Annotated in this window: 16 protein-coding genes; 6 read left to right on the forward strand and 10 right to left on the reverse strand. The window is 33.4% G+C overall.

Features of this window, described 5'->3' with window-relative positions:
* Nucleotides 1–158 precede the first annotated feature (158 nt).
* Both ACNQGO_RS00360 and ACNQGO_RS00365 read right to left on the reverse strand, forming a co-directional pair.
* Nucleotides 159–908: a uroporphyrinogen-III synthase gene (locus ACNQGO_RS00360; protein WP_086453847.1), complete on the reverse strand. Its 750-nt coding sequence runs from the start codon at nt 906–908 to the stop codon at nt 159–161.
* A 13-nt stretch (nt 909–921) separates the two neighbouring features.
* Entirely contained in the window at nt 922–1,593 is a 672-nt protein-coding gene (locus ACNQGO_RS00365) for a DUF4271 domain-containing protein (RefSeq protein WP_417945413.1), read from the reverse strand.
* 105 nt (nt 1,594–1,698) lie between these two features.
* Here ACNQGO_RS00365 and ACNQGO_RS00370 point away from each other — a divergent pair, with 105 nt between their 5' ends.
* The 3 genes from ACNQGO_RS00370 to ACNQGO_RS00380 are packed head-to-tail and all read left to right on the forward strand — an operon-like array spanning nt 1,699 to nt 4,207.
* Nucleotides 1,699–2,424 carry a polyprenol monophosphomannose synthase gene (locus ACNQGO_RS00370; protein ID WP_417945415.1) on the forward strand — a complete coding sequence of 242 codons (726 nt, stop codon included), beginning with the start codon at nt 1,699–1,701 and terminating at the stop codon, nt 2,422–2,424.
* A gap of 12 nt (nt 2,425–2,436) precedes the next feature.
* Entirely contained in the window at nt 2,437–3,777 is a 1,341-nt protein-coding gene (locus ACNQGO_RS00375; RefSeq protein WP_417983833.1) for a dihydroorotase, read from the forward strand.
* A gap of 10 nt (nt 3,778–3,787) precedes the next feature.
* A complete protein-coding gene (locus tag ACNQGO_RS00380; RefSeq protein ID WP_417983834.1) occupies nt 3,788–4,207 on the forward strand; it encodes a DUF4296 domain-containing protein in 420 nt (139 codons plus the stop codon).
* A 1-nt stretch (nt 4,208) separates the two neighbouring features.
* On the opposite strand, the gene ACNQGO_RS00385 is transcribed toward ACNQGO_RS00380, so the two are convergent.
* Nucleotides 4,209–5,222 carry an NAD-dependent epimerase/dehydratase family protein gene (locus ACNQGO_RS00385; protein WP_417975639.1) on the reverse strand — a complete coding sequence of 338 codons (1,014 nt, stop codon included), beginning with the start codon at nt 5,220–5,222 and terminating at the stop codon, nt 4,209–4,211.
* 182 nt (nt 5,223–5,404) lie between these two features.
* Between ACNQGO_RS00385 and tyrS the strand changes: the two genes are divergently transcribed.
* Nucleotides 5,405–6,697: a tyrosine--tRNA ligase gene (tyrS, locus tag ACNQGO_RS00390; protein WP_417969804.1), complete on the forward strand. Its 1,293-nt coding sequence runs from the start codon at nt 5,405–5,407 to the stop codon at nt 6,695–6,697.
* A gap of 80 nt (nt 6,698–6,777) precedes the next feature.
* Here the strand turns inward: tyrS and ACNQGO_RS00395 are convergent, their stop codons facing one another.
* The 5 genes from ACNQGO_RS00395 to ACNQGO_RS00415 all read right to left on the reverse strand — a co-directional run bounded on the left by ACNQGO_RS00395 (nt 6,778) and on the right by ACNQGO_RS00415 (nt 13,225).
* A complete protein-coding gene (locus ACNQGO_RS00395) occupies nt 6,778–7,455 on the reverse strand; it encodes a hypothetical protein (protein WP_417969806.1) in 678 nt (225 codons plus the stop codon).
* A gap of 21 nt (nt 7,456–7,476) precedes the next feature.
* Complete coding sequence (locus ACNQGO_RS00400; protein ID WP_417947998.1) at nt 7,477–8,457, reverse strand: LuxE/PaaK family acyltransferase; 981 nt, start codon at nt 8,455–8,457, stop codon at nt 7,477–7,479.
* Between the two features lie 148 nt (nt 8,458–8,605).
* Nucleotides 8,606–8,944, reverse strand: a complete 339-nt coding sequence (locus ACNQGO_RS00405) for a T9SS type A sorting domain-containing protein (RefSeq protein ID WP_417983835.1) — start codon at nt 8,942–8,944, stop codon at nt 8,606–8,608.
* Between the two features lie 106 nt (nt 8,945–9,050).
* Nucleotides 9,051–10,262, reverse strand: a complete 1,212-nt coding sequence (locus tag ACNQGO_RS00410; RefSeq protein ID WP_417947347.1) for a hypothetical protein — start codon at nt 10,260–10,262, stop codon at nt 9,051–9,053.
* A gap of 182 nt (nt 10,263–10,444) precedes the next feature.
* Entirely contained in the window at nt 10,445–13,225 is a 2,781-nt protein-coding gene (locus ACNQGO_RS00415) for a TonB-dependent receptor (RefSeq protein ID WP_417947348.1), read from the reverse strand.
* Between the two features lie 176 nt (nt 13,226–13,401).
* Here ACNQGO_RS00415 and ACNQGO_RS00420 point away from each other — a divergent pair, with 176 nt between their 5' ends.
* Nucleotides 13,402–14,085, forward strand: a complete 684-nt coding sequence (locus ACNQGO_RS00420; protein WP_309759283.1) for a response regulator transcription factor — start codon at nt 13,402–13,404, stop codon at nt 14,083–14,085.
* Complete coding sequence (locus ACNQGO_RS00425; RefSeq protein ID WP_417945431.1) at nt 14,086–15,141, forward strand: sensor histidine kinase; 1,056 nt, start codon at nt 14,086–14,088, stop codon at nt 15,139–15,141.
* Nucleotides 15,142–15,220: 79 nt separating this feature from the next.
* Here ACNQGO_RS00425 and ACNQGO_RS00430 read toward each other — a convergent pair whose 3' ends face one another.
* On the reverse strand, nt 15,221–16,288 hold the full coding sequence (locus tag ACNQGO_RS00430; RefSeq protein ID WP_417983836.1) for a glycosyltransferase family protein: 1,068 nt from the start codon (nt 16,286–16,288) through the stop codon (nt 15,221–15,223).
* A gap of 179 nt (nt 16,289–16,467) precedes the next feature.
* On the reverse strand, nt 16,468–17,142 hold the full coding sequence (locus tag ACNQGO_RS00435; RefSeq protein ID WP_417983837.1) for a hypothetical protein: 675 nt from the start codon (nt 17,140–17,142) through the stop codon (nt 16,468–16,470).
* Nucleotides 17,143–17,171: the final 29 nt, after the last annotated feature.

Raw genomic sequence — 17,171 nt, forward strand, 5'->3', positions numbered from 1 at the left:
ATTGTAAACTAAAATATGGAATTTAGTTTGAATTGAAAATCAAATTTACAACAATAAGTAGTAGGAGCAATGTTAATTAAAGAAATGCACTAGATGATGTTTGGACATAAAAAAAGCCATTCGATTACGAATGGCTTTTATGTGTATAGTGTAAAAAATTATTTTCCTTTATTAGCTTCGGTAATATATTTTTCTAAAGCCATTGTCATAGATGGTGTTGCTGGTGTTGGAGCAAGAATGTCAACTCTTAAACCATGATCTAGTGCTTCTTTTTGTGTGGTGCTACCAAAAACAGCGATTCGTGTGTTGTTTTGTTCAAAGTCTGGAAAATTCATAAACAACGATTTTATTCCAGTTGGACTAAAGAAAGCCAAAACATCATAATAAACATCGGCTAGATCAGATAAATCACTCATAACGGTTTTGTAAAAAACGGCAGGAGTCCAGTCTACTTTTAATGCGTTTAGTGTGATTGGTGCATCGGCATTTAATTGATCCGAAGCGGGTAATAGAAATTTTTCGTCTTTGTATTTTTTAATTAGCGGAGATAAATCGGCAAAATCTTTTGGACCAACGTAGATTTTACGTTTTCTGTACACAACATATTTTTGTAAGTAAAAAGCAATAGCTTCGGATTGACAAAAATATTTTAAGCCTTCAGGTACCTTGTACCGCATTTCATCGGCTACTCTAAAAAAATGATCAACAGCATTTTTACTCGTTAAAATTATTGCGGTGTAATGATTAAGATCAATTTTTTGAAGTCGGATCTCTTTGGCATTAACTCCTTCTACGTGAATAAAAGGTCTGAAATCAATTTTTACTTTATGCTTTTGTTGAAGTTCAAAGTAAGGGGAATTTTCCACTTTAGGCTCGGGCTGTGACACCAAAATTGTTTTCACTTTCATATTTTAACTATTTCTAAGCAGTCCCTTTGGTAAACCAATAATACATAAAATAATAGGGTGCTATTTCAAGAGCGCAAAGATATAAAATAAAATAAAACAACTTACCGAATATTATATTTTGATAATTTTTAATTGAAATCAAATAGGTTAACACATTGAATATTATAACTATAGCAATCATCGCCAAAGGAATATTTATTGAAAATGAGTCGTAATAAAACAAAATAATATTCAAAGGAAGCATGAATAACCCAATATAAGTTCGGTATGTCACTTTTTGAAGACTGAATTGTTCTAAAAATTCTTCAATTTGAAACGATGTGGCAATTATTTTTTCAATTAAATGTTTAGCTAATATAAAAAAAGTTAAAAAAGTAACTATTTGAATATAGAGGACCCAATCGGTCTTCGAAGCATAACCAAAATAGCTGAGCGAAATCTGAATGAAGAAAGCAAATGAAATGACTTGAACAAAAAATAAAGCAATGGTAAAACTACTTCTTAGGTGGCTACTGTCACGGTAAACCTTGTTGTATTTGTTCGAAAAAATTAAATTGGCAAAGTCTCCAAATCTGTTTTCGAAAACCGATTTAGTGATAGCGATTATAGCAAACGCCAGAACAAAAAGCACAGTTGCCCAGTCTTTGTTCTCCGTTATTCTTGGTAGAAGTAGATTTTCGATCATAACGCAACAAAATTAGTAATTTTTATATCATTCTTTTTATTATAATTTTATTAAGGAACAAATGGCATAAAAAGTTTACTTTTGCGTTGAAATTAGTCAAAAAAGATGAATGATTGTATTGTTATAATTCCTACCTATAACGAAATTGAAAATATAGAAAGCATTATTCGGTCCGTGTTTTCGCAGCATAAATCCTTTCATATTCTTATTATTGATGATAATTCACCGGATCACACTGCTGACAAGGTAGTTTTACTTCAATCTGAATTTGCTGGGAAATTGTTTTTAGAAAAAAGAACCAAAAAATCGGGTTTGGGAACAGCTTATGTTCATGGATTTAAATGGGCATTAGCGCGTAAATATGATTTCATTTTTGAAATGGATGCCGACTTCTCTCACAATCCAAATGATTTAGAAAAATTATACAATGCCTGTCACTTAGGCGATGCGGATTTAGCTGTTGGATCTCGGTATGTTACAGGAGTAAATGTGGTCAATTGGCCATTGAGTCGTGTTTTATTGTCATATTTTGCATCAGTATATGTAAAATTCATCACCGGTATGAAGATACACGATGCCACAGCAGGATTTATTTGCTATAAGAGAAAAGTATTAGAGGAAATCAATTTAGATACAATACGATTTGTGGGTTATGCGTTTCAAATTGAAATGAAATACAGAACCTATTGCAAAAAATTTCAAATTGTTGAGGTACCCATTATTTTTACTGACAGAACAAAAGGGCAGTCCAAAATGAGTAATTCTATAATTGTTGAAGCTGTTTTTGGAGTAATTGCACTTAGATTAAAAAGATTAGTCAACACATTATAAGAAAAAGATAAGATGAACAGGATTTTAATTAAGAATGCCAAAATTGTAAATGAAGGAGTCTTTTTTGAAGGCGATGTATTAATTGAAAATGACTTAATTGTTGAGATTGCAGACAGTATTAGTGCAAAATCCTCTCAATGCAAAATTATTGATGCCGAAGGGAATTATTTGATTCCTGGAGCTATTGATGATCAAGTGCATTTTAGAGAACCTGGACTTACGCACAAAGGCGATATAGAATCAGAATCGAAAGCAGCAATTGCTGGAGGAATTACTTCTTTTATTGAGCAACCCAACACAATCCCGAATGCGGTTACCCAAGAAATATTAGAACAAAAATACGAGCTGGCCTCGCAAAAATCATATGCGAATTATTCCTTTATGATGGGGGCGACTAATGACAATTTAGAGGAAGTTTTAAAAACAAATCCAAAGAATGTTGCCGGAATAAAAATATTTTTAGGTTCCTCAACAGGAAATATGTTGGTGGATAATGAAGTCACTTTAGAGAAAATATTCTCTAGTACACCCTTATTAATTGCGGTGCATTGTGAGGACGAAACGACCATCCAAAAAAATTTAGAAAAATACAAAGCAGAGTTTGGAGAAGATATTCCCGTTACAGCGCACCATCTAATCCGAAGTGAAGAGGCCTGTTATATTTCCTCTTCAAAAGCGATAGCACTGGCCAAGAAAACAGGAGCACGATTGCATGTTTTTCATCTTTCGACTGCCAAAGAAATGGATTTGTTTACCAACAAAATTCCATTAGAAGATAAAAAAATTACCGCCGAAGTTTGTATTCACCATCTTTGGTTTACCAATGATGATTATGCTACTAAAGGCAATTTGATTAAATGGAATCCAGCTGTAAAAACAGCCCATGATAGAAAAGTGTTGTGGGAAGCTTTGCTAGACGATCGAATTGATGTTATTGCTACAGATCATGCGCCGCACACTTTAGAAGAAAAAAACCAGTCGTACTTAAAAGCACCATCTGGAGGTCCATTAGTGCAGCACGCCGTTGTGGCTATGTTTGAAGCACATTATGAAGGAAAAATTAGCGTAGAGAAAATAGTGGAAAAAATGTGCCATAATCCGGCTAAAATTTTCAAAATAGAAAAGCGAGGTTTTATTAGAGAAGGCTATTACGCAGATTTAGTTATTGTAAATGCAGGTTTGCCTTGGAGCGTAAAAAAAGAAAATATTATTGCTAAATGTGGTTGGTCTCCATTTGAAGGATATACTTTTAAATCTAGAATTACCCATACCTTTGTAAACGGAGAATTGGTTTATACTGCTTTTAAAGTAAAAGATATTCGTGCAGGAAAACGTTTGCTATTTGAAAGATAAAATTTCATAAATGAGAAAAATCATATTATTTTTAGCAATTGCAATAGTATTTGTCAGCTGTAAAGAGGAAGTTGTGCCTAAGCCAGATCGATTGATTGCACAAGATGTTATGGTCGATATTATGTATGATTTGACTGTTTTAGAAGCTATAAAAAATCAAAATCCAGCTTCCTTGGATACTTTTAAAATAAATTCTAGAGCGTATATCTTTAAGAAATATAAAATTGACAGTATTCAATATGCCAAAAGCAATATTTATTACGCTTCTGATTACGACGAGTATAAGAGCATGTTTGAGCAAATTAGTAAGCGATTAGAAGTTAAAACTCAAAGTGTAGATTCCTTGATTAAAAAACAAAAAAAGAAAAAATCGGTTAAAAAGGCACAGCAAAAATCACGTATAGACAGAGATACTCTAAGAATATATTAAGTTATAAATGGGTTATTTCTTTGATGTACTTGTGAATGTTTATAAAATCGGTATTTAATGCCTCTTTAATTTTTTGATTGGAATACAGAGTATTGGTATAGGAGGCTTTGGTTGAAGTTTGAGTCAATTTTCTCTCCTGTTGAAACACATTCGAAACAAACCAATCTAATCTCCAGAGGATTTCCATAAAAAAGGGCTTAGCATGAATTGTAGGCTCTTTGACCCCCAATCCATCAGCCATAGCATTCAGAATATCACGAAAAATACTATTTTCTGAAATTAAAGTGAAGCGTTCATTTTTTATTTCGCTTTGCATTAACTGAACTGCAATACGCACTACATCTATAACAGCAACAAATCCTGTTGCTCCTAGCGTATAAAATTGTAAGCCGTTTTTAACTTTTGTCAAAAGTTGGCCACTGCCTTTTTCCCAATCCGTATGCGTAAGTACAGGACCAATAATAACACCGGGATTGATGATAATTACGGTTAGACCTTCTTGTTGTCCGCGCCACACTTCCATTTCGGCACCATATTTAGAAATAGCATAATCATTATGCGGAAGTTCTGGATTCCATTCCGTTTCCTCAGTGATGAATTTTTCATGAGGCGGTAAATCACCCAAAGTAGCAATAGAACTGACAAAACATAATTTTTGTATTCCAAAAGCGAGACAAAAGTTTACAATATTCGCTGTGCCTTCAATATTTGTTTTTCGCAAACGTTCTTCTTCTTTTGGATCAAAAGAAATCAAAGCGGCGCAGTGGTAGACCATATTAATATTTTGAAAAGCAATTTCTAAGGAGGGAACATCTGTAATATCTGCAGGAATCCATTCGATTTGTTCCAAAAGAGCTTCCTTTTTATACAAGTTAAATAAAGCTTTCGTTTTTTCTAACGAAGGTGTAGATCGATAAATAGCGCGCACTTTTTTGTTTCCCATACTTTGGGATTCAATCAAATGAAGCAATAAATGCGCGCCTACTAAACCGGTTCCTCCTGTGACTAATATCATATTTACAAAGGTAATGAAATCAATTTCAATGGCAATAGCAATAGCAATTTCAATCAGATGACATTTTCAATCACAACTTCAATTGAGCACTTTAAAATTAATTTTTTTACAAAAATTGTTATTGTAATTGAAATTGATTTTTGCCATTGATATTATTATCTTTGTGGAAATTGATTAAAAAGATGAAGAATTTTATTGAAGAAGTGACTTGGAGAGGAATGCTCCACGATGTAATGCCCGGCACAGAAGAACATTTGATGGAACAAATGCGTGTGGCGTATGTGGGAATTGATCCAACTGCCGATTCATTGCATATAGGACATTTAGTGGGTGTGATGTTGTTGAAGCATTTTCAAATATCGGGACATAAACCATTAGCGCTTGTGGGTGGAGCAACGGGTATGATAGGTGATCCATCAGGAAAATCGAATGAAAGAAATCTATTAGACGAACCAACCTTGCGTCACAATCAAGAAGCGATAAAAGGACAATTGGCTCGTTTCTTAGATTTTACTTCAGATGCTTCAAATGCTGCCGAGTTAGTGAACAATTACGACTGGATGAAGAACTTTTCTTTTCTGGATTTCATTCGGGATATTGGAAAACACATTACAGTAAATTATATGATGTCCAAGGATTCAGTAAAGAAACGCTTGTCTTCTGAAGCTGCCGAAGGAATGTCATTTACAGAGTTCACCTATCAATTGGTTCAAGGATATGACTTTTTACATTTGTACAAAAATAAAAATTGTACGTTGCAAATGGGCGGAAGCGATCAATGGGGAAATATAACCACCGGAACGGAACTAGTCCGTAGAATCGCCAGTGGAAAAGCGTATGCGTTGACTTGTCCGTTGATTACAAAAGCAGATGGAACTAAGTTTGGAAAATCCGAAGGGGGTAATATTTGGTTGGATTCAGCTCGAACTTCACCATATAAATTTTACCAATATTGGCTGAATACCTCAGATATTGATGCGGAGAAATACATTAAGATTTTTACATTCTTATCAAAAGAAGAAATCGAGATTCTAACCGAAAAACATATAGAAGCACCACATTTACGATTGCTACAAAAACGTTTGGCCGAAGAAATTACGGTGATGGTTCATTCAACAGAAGATTTAGAAAATGCAATTAAAGCGTCTAATATTTTGTTCGGAAATTCTACTTCTCATGATTTGAAACAATTAGACGAAGCCACTTTCATAGAGGTTTTTGATGGTGTTCCCCAAGCTGAAATCAGCAGAAATGAAATCGAAACTGGGATTAATATTGTAGATATTTTAAACGAGAAAACAGGATTTTTTAAGTCCAATGGTGAAGCAAGACGTGCATTGACAGCTAATTCTATATCGGTGAATAAAGAAAAAGTTGCCGAGGATTTTGTGCTTTCGACCAAAGATCTAATCAACAATCAATTTGTATTGTTGCAAAGTGGTAAGAAAAATTATTTTGTGGTGAGAGTGGTTTAAGGTGATAAATGAATTATTCTCTATTCTAATTATAAAACATCCCAATACCTCGAAAGAGTTGTTGGGATGTTTGTTTCTAATTAGTCGTTGAAATTAATTTCCATTTTGTTGGAGTAGAGCCACCCTGTTGCAATCGTAGCATCTTCTAAAATTGTATTTAAATCTTCTGGCAATAAGTGATCTTTTAGTTCATATTTGTTGAAATATAGGAATAGGTCTAAATAATGTGTTGATTTTTGGTCTAAATAATATTCGTTATCAAAGTGTTTGTGATATCGATTTTTATCCCAAGTCAAACTTGCAACAAAGCTTTTAGTCTCGTTACCTTTTAGTTTGAAAATAGAATTGATAATATTTTTGCTTATCGTTGTTGATATTACTTTTTGTTTAGCTAAAAGATATTTATTTAATTTATCTCGGTTAGATTCTAAATCTTGCATCATTTTTTTAAGAATAGCATCACTTTTTTTAGCATCGAATAGGGTAGTCGTTTTTATCATGTTTTTTTCTTGAAACAGTCTGTACGAGGGAATCCAAGACGAACTGTTGTACATGTTAGATCGTAACTCATTAGTATTTAAAACTAATGAAATAAGACTTTTTGTTTTGTTTTTGATGTGGTAATGTACCGTAAATATACGTTCGCTAGTAGATGGATCTTTGTACGTTATAGAGTCTATTTGAACTTCTATATCGGTGTTTTGCGCATTGCTACATAAACTAATGAATAAAAAAAGTTTAAAAAATAAAGTACGCATGCTCACAATAATTAATAAAGATTACAAAACCATCAAATTACAACCTCGAACATCCGAATTATCAAAACGTCCCAATACCTCAAAAGAGTTGTTGGGATTTTTTTTGCCTAAATCCTGCGTAGCAATAAAAGAACAGGAATTAATGTTGGCCAAATCAATCACATTGATTCCGCCTGTTTTTCCTTCTGGAATATAGGTCAAAGCATCTTCTGTATCGCGAACCAGGATTTGCATCCAAGTAGGGCATTCAAATACGCCATTTCCTAAAGAATAGGCTTGCGAAAGCAACTCTGTCATGCCATATTCAGAATGGATGACTGAAACGCCAAAACCTGCACAAAGTTGCTCGTGTAATTCCTCCCGAATCATTTCTTTTCGTCTTCCTTTCATACCACCGGTTTCCATAATTATGGTGTTTTTTAATTGAAACCTACGTTTTTCTATCAAATCTAATAGAGCAAAAGTAACTCCAATCAGAATAACGTTTTGCCCAGCTTGGTCTAAAGTGATCAGCGTTTCAATTAATTCGTCGTGATTGTGGAGATAAAACCCACTTTCAGGATGATTGGAAAGCTCAATTAAATCCTTCACCATGTAAATTAACGAAGAGCCTTCCCGCTCTAGATAAGAAGGAAGTAGCGCTAGAACTACGTAATTTTCAATATTCCCATAAAATTCTGAAAATCCTTTGCGGTAACTTTCTTCATATAACGTAATATCAGTCACTAGATGTTTACTGGTAATCATTCCGGTTGTTCCGCTGCTGGTAAAGGTTTCTTGAATAGTATTGGTACTTGAAACCACTTGATGGCTTTTAAAAAACTGAATCGGTAAAAAAGGTATCTGTTGTAGTGATTTTACTTTTTTGGGATCTATTTTTAAAAATTCACAAAATTCTTGATAGACCAAGTTATTTTCGTGTTGGAAACGAAACACTTTCAACGCAATTTTTTCAAATTGTTTGTAATTGGCGATGGTAAATATATCTGTAGCTGTGATCAAGAATTTTTTTTGCAAAAGTAAACAAATTTTTTATTGGAAGGGCTGTAACACTGTAGCAATAGACTTTTTCGATCATCGAAAAATGAGGTATGTTGCAAAAAAAAGCACCAATAAGATTAGTGCTTTTTTGTATTTAAATGAGGAAGTATTATCTGATAATTAGTTTTCTAGTAGCTGAAGCGTCTTTTTCATTTATTTTAATGATGTAAACACCAGACGTTAAGATAGAAACATTAAGTTCTCTAGAGTTGAGCATGGTTTGCATCACTTTTTTTCCTAAAACGTCAAAGATAATGATTTCTTTATCCAAGTCGTTTTTTGTAGTGATGTACACTTTACCATTACTCACAGGGTTCGGGTACAAGCTTAAACCCTCGATTGCGGCGGTTTCTTGCGTTTTTGGTTGTTGCTTATTATCTTGAGCACTTGCGCTCAAAGTGAATAAAAAAACCAATAAAATGATACTATAAAAGTAGTTTTTTGCCATTAGATTTATTTGTAAAGTAAATATACAAAAAATATTTCAAAAAGCATACCAAAAAAAAACATCCTGATTGCTCAGGATGTTTATAATATTTCAATTGGTTTATTTATTACAAATTTGATAATAAATTAACACCATCAACAATTGCCCATGCACCAGGAGTTAGCACTGCTCCAGTAGCTGTTGTGCTAGTTGTGAAGTTTGCAGGTAAAAATGAAACTGTGAAAGCTGCACCAGCACCCCATTGAACTGTATTAGTGTCTGTAATCTTTACATCCAACATTTTTATTTTACCAGTAACAACCTGATTAGTGTTTGTTATAGCTTCTTGAATTCTAACCGCAACAGCATTTATCGTTGTAGTACCAGAAACCGCTGTATTCGTGTAACCTGAAATTACAACATTAGTAAATTCTCCATTACCTTCTTTCTTAAATTGGAATGCATCAATTTCTAATGGATTTCCAGCTTCAGTTGCCGTACCAGCAGCTCTTCTTAAGGTAATATTAGATACTTTAGGGAAGAAAGCATTGTTTACACTTTTAGCTTCAATTTCCATCCCAAAATTTCCAGCTCCTGTTTGGTATGCGAACCAGTTGGTATTCGCTTGACCTTGCCATCCATCTTGCCAGTCAAAAGAATCATCTGTGTTTCCGTAAGAAATAAGGTTTTTAGCACTTACAGTACCGCCGTAAAATTCAAAACCGTCATCAGCTCCTTTGTAAGCTACTAAGTTTTCTAATACTGTTCCTGAACCTACTGCATAGAATGAGAAACCATTCATTTCAGAATTTCCGTCAAGAATTTTTTTACCAGCATATTCTACACGTACATATCTTAAAGAACCACCATTATGAGCAGCATTTGTACCACCGTAAACAATATTTGTACCATCTTCAGAAGTTGCAGTAGTAATAGGCGTCCCATCAGCAGTTTTTCCAGAAACTACAGGAGCATCACCAAACATGATGATACCACCCCAAGAACCAGCAGTTTTAGACTTTTCAGTAAATACTACAGGTTCCGCAGCTGTTCCTGAAGCATTTAATTTACCGCCTTTTTCTATTACTAAAGCATCCGGACCATCAGCTGCATCAGCAGTAATTACAGAACCAGCTTCAAAAGTTAATGTAGCATCGCTTTTTACTCTTGCTGTACCTTTAATTGTATAAACACCTTTTGTATACGTTTTTGATGCTGTGATATCTCCTGTGATTTCACCCGTTGCTGTTGGTGGAGTTGTTGCTACATCGTCATCACTTGAAGTACAACTTGTAAAAACCAAGCTCAATAATGCAAGACTGAATACTAATTTTTTCATTTTTAATGATTTTAAAATTATAAGTTTTTTTGTTAATTATTTATGTCAAAATTACTCCCGAGCTTCTGAAATTTAGTTATGTAATTGTTATTAAAGTATTATATAACAATGAAATTGATGTAAAGTTTATGTTACTTATATAAACAAAAAAAAGAGCCATTACGGCTCTTTTTTTATTGTTTTTAAAACGTGTATCCTATGTTAAAGGAGAACCCAACACCTTTTTTGAATTCTCTTAAAAGTAGCGAGTCTTCTGTAATGTTTAAAGTGCTTTTGCTTCCCAACTCTTTTTTGTAACTTGGATTTAAGATGTTGTCTACACTAAATTTAAGTTCGATACTTTTTGAAATTGAGTTAGTCCAAACAAAATCTAATTTACTAAATGATTTTTCGTAGATGTGATCAATTCCTGAAGAACCTACAGCAAAAATACGATCTCCATAAACGTTGTAAACTAATGTCATTGAGTTTTTCCAATCTTTATTAAGGATGAAATCATACTTTAAATCAGAATTGATTAACCAGCTAGAAGCACCTTGCAGCTTACGGTTTGTACTGTTTTCTAATTCATTTCCTTGTTTTTTAAGGTCAATTTTAACATCAGTACTCATTAATGATGTGTTAAAACCTAAAGAGAAATTAGAAAGAGATTTACTTATTCTGCTCAATTGGAAAAGCATTTCTATTTCGGCACCATAAATAACCGCTTGCTCTGAGTTTTTGAAAGTTGTGATTTGACCACCACTATTTGCAGTTGGTTTGAAAACTCTTTCAATTGGATCATTGATCATTTTTCCAAATACACCTACAGCAAACAATTCTTTGTTGTTAGGGAATAATTCATATTTGAAATCTACATTATAGTTTTCACTGTTTTTTAAATCCGGGTTTCCACTTTCTGAAGTTCCATCGGCATTGATGTAATTTATTGGTAACAACTCCATTGCAACTGGACGAGTTATTGTTTTTGCCAATGAGACTCTCAAATTGCTATTTTCATTCAAAATTCGTTTCGCATTCACAGATGGTAAGATATCTAATTTATCATCTGTCTTTTTGCGGTAAGCACTTCCAAAAGGATCTCCTTGTTCTCTGTATTTTATGGTACGAGTTGAACTTTCGCCTCTAATACCAGCATTCAAATCCCATTTTTCTCCAAGATTCATAAACAAATTGAAGTAACCTGCATTAATAAACTGATTCAATTTTACTTTATAATCTCCGTTTGATTCTTCTTGAACATAAACAATTCCATTATTGATATCTTCGTTGATGTTTTGGCTTATAGTACTTAAATCAGCAGTATAGTTTTTCTCTAAATTCCTTCTTCCTGAGAAGAAACGGTAAGAAGATTCCATGTCATTCAGCGAGCTGTTGTATCCAATAGATAATTTGTTAGAATCTTCTTTGTCTCCAAATTTTAAATTATATTCTAAAAGTGAAGAGTAATAGAAGTTTCCTTTTACATCAAGGAATTGACGGTTTAAGTTATTACCCCCATAAGACATATTTATTTGGGTGTCATCTAATTTTACACCTGTGATAAATTTTCTATCCGGTTGTTGAAAAGAAGTTTTTACAAAAGAACCTCCAGCTTTTAAGGTCTGTTTTCCATCTTCAGTCAATTTATAATCCCCATACAATTGCGTGTTCCAATAGTTAGATTCTTCGTATTGATTTAATCTAATAAGATTATTTGTCTGATTTGCTAAACTGTTTGTGTATCCTAATTGATCTTGGATTTTGCTTTCAGTTGCTTTAATCAAGAACGTGTTGAAATTCAAGTTAAAACGGTTTGTTTTGTATTTCAAACCTGCTAAACCAGAAAAAGTAGTTTGGTAGCTGTATTGTGTATTATATAAATTATTGTCGTAGTTCCCTTGTCCAAGGTTGAAAGTTCTATCTACTCCTTCTCGGTAAGAATATTTATTGTCAAAATTGAAAGACATTATATAACTAATATTTCTTTCTTTTTCAAGATTGAATTTTTGAGCATGTAAAAATCCAATGCTTGAATTCAAAGGACTTTTTGTATTGTTAACATCCCAAGATTTTTTACCAAAACCATTCTCATATTCCGCAGGAGAAAGTTTTTGTCCGCTTGGAACTGATCCAAAGACACCAGGAAGCGCTCTGTCGTTACCAATAAGTCCTAAAGAACCTTTCGTTGAATTTGCATCATCAGAAAGCAAGAAATCTTGAAGATTATTGTTAGTTGTATATCCAAAACCAATATTCAGTTTAGTGATATTTTTTGGTTGAGGTGTTTCAATATTAACAGTTGCTCCGGCAAAATCTCCAGAAATATTGGGATTAAATGTTTTGTAGATATTTAATACTCCCACAACATCAGTAGGGAATAAATCCAATGGGATAATTTTTTTGAAAGGGCTGTTTGATGGTGATTGTAAGTCGTTTATCAATAAGTTGTTGTAACGGTCTTCTAAACCTCTAATAAATAATCCTCTTCCGTCAACTTTAGTGATTCCGGTAATTTTTGTCAAGCCTTCCTCAACATCACTAACTCCTTTACGAGCCATTTCTTGAGCTCCAATACTTTGCTTGATGACTACTGCTTGTTTTTGGTCTAATAGTAGAGCCGTTTCTTTTTCTCTACTTGTAGTATTTCTAACAATTACATCTTTCAGTGTATAGCTTCCTGAACCCAATGCTTTATTTATCGTTACCGTTTGATCAGAAACTACTGTAACGGGAACCTCTACAGTTTCATACCCTACAAAACTTAACTGTAATGTGTATGATCCTGGAAGTATAGTTAGGGTATATTTACCATCAATATCAGTGTTTGTTCCTATACTTGTGCCTTTAATAAGAACGTTTGCAAAAGGTAATGACTGATTGTTAGCCTCTTTGTCTGTTAACGTTCCAGTAATGGTTCCTTTACTTTGTGAAAAAGAACTAGCTGTTAGTAATAACGTGAAAAATAGTAACTTGAATTTCATTTGGTTTAAATTTTTTGCAAAGTAACGGTCAAAATGTAAAATTTGAGTTACTGACTTGTTATGCTTGTGTTGTGTTTTTGTACCTAAAAACCATCCAATATTAAATTACGGTTAACAGCTTTTCGATACCTCATTTATGATTACATTTACCAATCAAAAACAATTTTTGGCGCTTTATGAAGAAAAAACACACCAAGATTCTATTAGTTGACGATGAGCCAGATATTCTAGAAATCGTAGGATACAACCTTTCTCTGGAAGGGTACCAAATTGTTACGGCGGTAAATGGTAAAGACGCGATAGTCAAAGCTAAAAAGGAACTTCCAGACCTTATTATTATGGATGTTATGATGCCGGAAATGGATGGAATGGAAGCTTGCGAAAACATCCGGAAAATTCCTGAACTGAGTAATGTTTTGATCACGTTCTTAACAGCAAGAAGTGAAGATTATTCTCAAGTTGCTGGTTTTGATGCCGGTGCGGATGATTATATCACAAAACCAATTAAGCCTAAATTATTAGTCAGCAAAGTAAAAGCGCTACTACGACGCTTAAAAGACAAAGAGATTAATAGCGAAACACTTAATGTAGGTGGTATCGAAATTAATCGCGAAGAGTATAAAATTGTAAAGGACAATATTGAAATTGCTTTACCTCGAAAAGAGTTTGAATTGTTTTATTTATTGGCTTCAAAGCCTGGAAAAGTTTTTAAACGCGATGAAATTTTAGACAAAGTTTGGGGCAACGAAGTTGTGGTTGGTGGCAGAACTATTGATGTGCATATTCGTAAACTGCGCGAAAAAATTGGAGAGGAATTGTTTAAAACCATAAAAGGAGTAGGATACAAGTTTGAAGTGTAAATGACAATAAATTTTAAAAAAACATATCGCTTCGCTGTAAAGTCTGCGCTTTATATTACCCTTTTTTCTACTGGATTAGTTAGCTTTTTGACCTATTTGTTTTTCAAATTTTCGTATCAATTTAGTTTGATTTTTGCTATCGCTATTGGTACATTTTCTTTTCTTGTTATTCAATATCGAGTAGAGCGTTTTATTTATAAAAAAGTAAAGAAAATATACGATGATGTTTCTTTACTCGAGTCAAGTACTTTTAGAAACCAGCCTATAACCACAGATATGGCGACGCTTACTCGAGAAGTAAAAAAGTTTGCAACAGATAAAAAACTAGAAATAGAAACGTTAAAAGTCCGTGAGGAATATCGAAGAGAATTTCTTGGAAACGTTTCCCATGAGCTGAAAACTCCTTTATTTACAGTACAAGGTTATTTGTCGACTTTGCTTGATGGTGCTATGAACGATAAAACAATTAGAAAAAAATACTTGGAACGCGCCGAAAAAGGAGTCGAAAGATTGATTTACATTGTGCAGGATTTAGACATGATTTCGAAACTTGAAATAGGAGATCTGAATTTAGAGATAGCAGAATTTGATATTGTAAAGCTTGTACAAAATGTTTTTGATTTGCTAGAAATGAAAGCCTCAAAAAAGGACATACTGCTCATGTTTGATATGCGATACAACAAACCCGTTATGGTGGTTGGAGACCAGGAAAAAATTCAACAAGTAGTCATGAATCTCGTTGTTAACTCTATTAAATACGGAAAAGAGAAAGGTTCGACCGAGGTTAGTATCGAGGATCTAACCAATGAAAAAGTTATTGTACGCATTACAGATAATGGTGAAGGAATAGAAAAGAAAAATATTCCTAGACTTTTTGAGCGATTTTATAGAGTGGATAAGAGTGGAGCCAGAACAGAAGGAGGTTCAGGTTTAGGATTGTCTATCGTGAAACATATTATAGAAGCACATGATGAGAAAATTTATGTAGACAGCACGTACGGTGTAGGTTCTGAATTTTCATTCACACTTGAGAAAACAAATCAAGTAAAAAAATAACATAAAATCAAAGATTAAAACAATTTAAAAATCGATTCTTGTGAATCGGTTTTTTTTATTTCTGTGAATCAAAGTTTGATTATTTTTCAAAAATTTGGAATAAATTCTGCCAATCTATTTTAGAATTCATTTGAGGCAAACCTCTATAGTCTTCAATTTTTGCAAGATCTTCCATTTTGAAATCAGTTTGTGTGGCATAAGGCACCAATCTTTCAGTTTGGAATTTTTCAGCTAAGTATTCTTGCTCGAACTGTCCAGGTGTGGGAATAAAAAATGCTTTTTTTCTCAATTGAGCCAGATCCATAATGGTCGTATAACCAGAACGGCAAAGCACCATTTCACTTTCGTTAAAAGCTTGTTCTAACTCGGTTGAATTCATAAAGTTGTAATAGATAACAGTACCAATCGTTGTTGTTTTTTGTTCTTTTTCAATATTTCCCTCAATGAAAATTACAGTACCATTGTATTTAACTATTTCTGCTTTTAAGTGCTTTTCTAACATACCACGCTGTGGTTCCGGACCTGACAGAATTACAAGTAAATCGTATTTTTTTGGTACTAATTTCTTTTGGAGTCGGCTCAAAGGCCCAATGTATTTTGTTTTGAGATTGGGATGATTTACATGACCTAGTTTACCTGTTAGGTTTATAGTTCCGTCAAGATCTGGCACCCAGCATTCCGAATATTTTTTTATGATAGTTTGATGTATTTTACTGGTGATCCAAGTGGTATTGCCGGTTATCACATTCAATTGGTGCGTGATAAAAACAGACGGGATTTTTTTGCTTAAAACACCCAATCTATTATCAGAAATGATACCGTCTATCGCATATTTCTCAACCCAATCTTGAATTATTTTTTTCTCCTGCTGAATGGCTCTTATCATTTTCGGGCCATTCTGTATTAGTTTCCATTTAAAATTGGCCCCATTCTCAGCATATTCAACATGGTAGGATGGGAGTTCGAGTGTTTGAACCGCGGGGAACTCTTTTCGTAGTAATGCAAGTGCAATTCCATCGGATGCAATTATAGGAATATAGTTGTTCTTAAGCAAAGCTCTTATGATAGGAATGCAGCGAGTTGCATGACCTAAACCCCAATTTAAAGGTGCTATTAAAATAGTTTTAGGCTCAGTTTTTATATTCATTTGTAATGATTTCAAATATTTCTTTGGGGGAAGATACAGTTGTTAAGGCGTTTTAATATTTGTAAACTATTACTAAACTATTAAGTTATTAAATATTATTTCAGGACGCAACAATAGACTAAAATAAAGAAAGGCTATCTTTTTTAGATAGCCTTTCCAATATATTTTCTATAAAATTATTATTGTATATAGGTTTTATTTCCGTTTGCATTAATATAATATTTCCCCCCTCGAGGACCAGTATATACTTTTTTACCATTGTATTCTCCTGTTATTTTGTCGGCTACTTTAGGTGCTTTTTCGTTAGTTTCCTTGATTTTTTTTACTGATTTCGCACTTGTAGCTTTTTCTTTCACAGTTGTTTTAGCCGACGCTGCTTTATCTTTGGCAGTTTCTGCTTTTTCTTTAGCCGTTTTTTTAGCCGCAGTTGCTTTTTCTTTAGTTGTTGCTGCTTTATCTTTTACAGTTTTCGCTTCATTTTTGACTACTTTTTCTTTTGCAGTTTTCGCTTTTTCTTTAGCTGTAGTTGCTTTGTCTTTGGCAGCTTCTGCTTTGTCTTTTGCTGTTTTTTTAGATGTTACAGCTTTATCTTTTGCAGTTTCGGCTTTGTCTTTCGTTGTTTTCTCTTTAGCTGTAGTTGCTTTTTCTTTAGCACTTTCCGCTTTCTTTTTCGCTGTAGTTGCTTTTTCTTTGGCTGTAGCCGCTTTATCTTTCGCTGCTTCAGCTTTTTCTTTTTTGGCTTTTGCTAATTTTTCAGTTTTAGCTTTTGCTGCTTTTTTTTCAGCTGCAGTTTCTTGTGCATTCATATTCGCCGCTATAATAATCGCAAAAAAGAATAAAAGTAATTTTTTCATAATCGTTTTGTTTTAAGGTTATGTAATAA

Origin of the sequence: Flavobacterium frigidum, assembly GCF_048286735.1 — a bacterium.
Lineage (GTDB): Bacteria > Bacteroidota > Bacteroidia > Flavobacteriales > Flavobacteriaceae > Flavobacterium.

What these genes read in the sequence shown, in the direction of transcription:
- ACNQGO_RS00360 (WP_086453847.1), bottom strand. Translation starts at nt 908, where the DNA reads ATGAAAGTGAAAACAATTTTGGTGTCACAGCCCGAGCCTAAAGTGGAA.
- ACNQGO_RS00365 (WP_417945413.1), bottom strand. Translation starts at nt 1,593, where the DNA reads ATGATCGAAAATCTACTTCTACCAAGAATAACGGAGAACAAAGACTGG.
- ACNQGO_RS00370 (WP_417945415.1), top strand. Translation starts at nt 1,699, where the DNA reads ATGAATGATTGTATTGTTATAATTCCTACCTATAACGAAATTGAAAAT.
- ACNQGO_RS00375 (WP_417983833.1), top strand. Translation starts at nt 2,437, where the DNA reads ATGAACAGGATTTTAATTAAGAATGCCAAAATTGTAAATGAAGGAGTC.
- ACNQGO_RS00380 (WP_417983834.1), top strand. Translation starts at nt 3,788, where the DNA reads ATGAGAAAAATCATATTATTTTTAGCAATTGCAATAGTATTTGTCAGC.
- ACNQGO_RS00385 (WP_417975639.1), bottom strand. Translation starts at nt 5,222, where the DNA reads ATGATATTAGTCACAGGAGGAACCGGTTTAGTAGGCGCGCATTTATTG.
- tyrS (WP_417969804.1), top strand. Translation starts at nt 5,405, where the DNA reads ATGAAGAATTTTATTGAAGAAGTGACTTGGAGAGGAATGCTCCACGAT.
- ACNQGO_RS00395 (WP_417969806.1), bottom strand. Translation starts at nt 7,455, where the DNA reads ATGCGTACTTTATTTTTTAAACTTTTTTTATTCATTAGTTTATGTAGC.
- ACNQGO_RS00405 (WP_417983835.1), bottom strand. Translation starts at nt 8,944, where the DNA reads ATGGCAAAAAACTACTTTTATAGTATCATTTTATTGGTTTTTTTATTC.
- ACNQGO_RS00410 (WP_417947347.1), bottom strand. Translation starts at nt 10,262, where the DNA reads ATGAAAAAATTAGTATTCAGTCTTGCATTATTGAGCTTGGTTTTTACA.
- ACNQGO_RS00415 (WP_417947348.1), bottom strand. Translation starts at nt 13,225, where the DNA reads ATGAAATTCAAGTTACTATTTTTCACGTTATTACTAACAGCTAGTTCT.
- ACNQGO_RS00420 (WP_309759283.1), top strand. Translation starts at nt 13,402, where the DNA reads ATGAAGAAAAAACACACCAAGATTCTATTAGTTGACGATGAGCCAGAT.
- ACNQGO_RS00425 (WP_417945431.1), top strand. Translation starts at nt 14,086, where the DNA reads ATGACAATAAATTTTAAAAAAACATATCGCTTCGCTGTAAAGTCTGCG.
- ACNQGO_RS00430 (WP_417983836.1), bottom strand. Translation starts at nt 16,288, where the DNA reads ATGAATATAAAAACTGAGCCTAAAACTATTTTAATAGCACCTTTAAAT.
- ACNQGO_RS00435 (WP_417983837.1), bottom strand. Translation starts at nt 17,142, where the DNA reads ATGAAAAAATTACTTTTATTCTTTTTTGCGATTATTATAGCGGCGAAT.